Genomic DNA, 2,622 nt, shown 5'->3' with positions numbered 1-2,622 from the left:
TGCGTTGCTTGAGAAAGCTTCGGGTGATTAGTATTGCTCAGCTATGGTATTTCTACCTTTACACCTGCAACCTATCAACGTAGTAGTCTACTACGGCCCTATAAGGAAGTCTCATCTCGTGGCTAGTTTCGCACTTAGATGCTTTCAGCGCTTATCTATTCCCGACGTAGCTACCCAGCCGTACACCTGGCGGCATAACTGGTTTACCAGCGGTCAGTCCATCCCGGTCCTCTCGTACTAAGGACAGATCCACTCAAACTTCCAACGCCCACAACAGATAGGGACCGAACTGTCTCGCGACGTTCTGAACCCAGCTCGCGTGCCACTTTAATGGGCGAACAGCCCAACCCTTGGGACCTTCTCCAGCCCCAGGATGTGACGAGCCGACATCGAGGTGCCAAACCTCCCCGTCGATATGAGCTCTTGGGGGAGATCAGCCTGTTATCCCCAGCGTACCTTTTATCCTTTGAGCGATGGCCCTTCCATACAGAACCACCGGATCACTATGTCCGTCTTTCGACCCTGTTCGACTTGTTGGTCTCACAGTCAAGCAAGCTTATGCCATTGCACTCCTCGTACGGTTACCAAGCGTACTGAGCTTACCTTTGAAAGCCTCCGTTACCTTTTTGGAGGCGACCACCCCAGTCAAACTACCCACCAAACAATGTCCTCGACATGATCGAGTTAGAAACCGAATACAGAAAGGGCGGTATTTCAAGGTTGATTCCATGACTCCTGGCGAAGCCACTTCAACATCTCCCGCCTATCCTACACATCCTGTACCCAATTTCAATGTTAAGCTATAGTGAAGGTGCATGGGGTCTTTCCGTCCCGTTGCGGGTAATCGGCGTCTTCACCGATACCACAATTTCACCGAGCTCATGGCTGAGACAGCGCCCAGATCGTTACACCATTCGTGCAGGTCGGAACTTACCCGACAAGGAATTTCGCTACCTTAGGACCGTTATAGTTACGGCCGCCGTTTACTGGGGCTTCGATTCAATGCTTCTCTTGCGATGACATCCCCTCTTAACCTTCCAGCACCGGGCAGGTGTCAGGCCTTATACTTCATCTTTCGATTTTGCAAAGCCATATGTTTTTGTTAAACAGTCGCCTGGGCCTTTTCACTGCGGCTTCTCCATCGCTGGAGGAAGCGCCCCTTCTCCCGAAGTTACAGGGCCATTTTGCCGAGTTCCTTAGCCATGATTCACTCGAGCACCTTAGGATTCTCTCCTCGACTACCTGTGTCGGTTTACGGTACGGGTTTTTATAACCTGAAGCTTAGCGGGTTTTCTTGGAAGTCTGTTTACCTGCTCTATCAGCGCCGCCGAAGCTTTGCTGTACTATTGGGTTTCAGCAGGGTCGGCGGATTTGCCTACCGTCCCTATACCTACGCCTTTTAACGAACTATTCCGTCAGTCCGCGGCAGTGTCACTACTCCGTCACCACATCGCAGTTATAAAAAGTACTGGAATATTAACCAGTTGTCCATCGGCTTACTCCCTTCGGATGCGCCTTAGGCCCCGACTAACCCTGATCCGATTAGCGTTGATCAGGAAACCTTAGTCTTTCGGTGGGCGGGTTTCTCACCCGCCTTATCGTTACTTATGCCTACATTTGCTTTTCTATCAACTCCACGGCCCATTACCAGACCGCTTCTCCGTAAATAGAATGCTCCCCTACCAGACATGCACTAAATGCATGAATCCATAGCTTCGGTAATACACTTGATGCCCGTTTATTATCCACGCCCGACCGCTCGACTAGTGAGCTGTTACGCACTCTTTAAATGAATGGCTGCTTCCAAGCCAACATCCTAGCTGTCTGTGCAGTCGGACCTCGTTAGTTCAACTTAGCGTATATTTAGGGACCTTAGCTGATGGTCTGGGTTCTTTCCCTCTCGGCCTTGGACCTTAGCACCCAAAGCCTCACTGCCGGCCATATCTTATAGCATTCGGAGTTCGTCTGGATTTGGTAGGATTTGACTCCCCCGCACCCAATCGGTAGCTCTACCTCTATAAGACTCCATGCCGACGCTGTTCCTAAAAACATTTCGGGGAGTACGAGCTATTTCCCAGTTTGATTAGCCTTTCACCCCTACCCTCAGGTCATCCGGAAACTTTTCAACGTTTATCGGTTCGGTCCTCCATTACATGTTACTGCAACTTCAACCTGCCCAAGGGTAGATCACAAGGTTTCGCGTCTACCTCATCTGACTATGCGCCCTATTAAGACTCGCTTTCGCTTCGGCTGCGTGGCTGAACCACTTAACCTTGCCAGACAAGAGTAACTCGTAGGCTCATTATGCAAAAGGCACGCCGTCACTGCACCTGGCAGCTCCGACCGCTTGTAAGCACACGGTTTCAGGTTCTTTTCACTCCTCTGTTCGAGGTTCTTTTCACCTTTCCCTCACGGTACTAGTTCACTATCGGTCTCTCAGGAGTATTTAGCCTTATCAGATGGTGCTGACAGATTCCCACAGGGCGTCTCCGACCCCGCGGTACTCAGGGTACTGCTAGGCTAGCATTCTATACGTGTACAGGGCTATCACCGTGTATCGCTGGGCTTCCCATCCCATTCCACTTCTGTTTGCTAATGCCACATCGCAGCCCTACAACCCCA

1 rRNA gene is annotated in these 2,622 nt (G+C 50.8%); it reads right to left on the bottom strand.

The window, feature by feature from the left end:
- Positions 1 to 7: 7 nt before the first annotated feature.
- Positions 8 to 2,622, bottom strand: a 23S ribosomal RNA gene (locus tag WH188_RS26180); the annotation flags it as partial.

It is taken from the genome of Sphingobacterium sp. MYb388, assembly GCF_037479535.1.
GTDB classification, from domain to species: Bacteria; Bacteroidota; Bacteroidia; order Sphingobacteriales; family Sphingobacteriaceae; genus Sphingobacterium; species Sphingobacterium anhuiense.
Note: the sequence above shows the minus strand (reverse complement) of the source record. Positions and strands in the feature narration are given on the sequence as shown.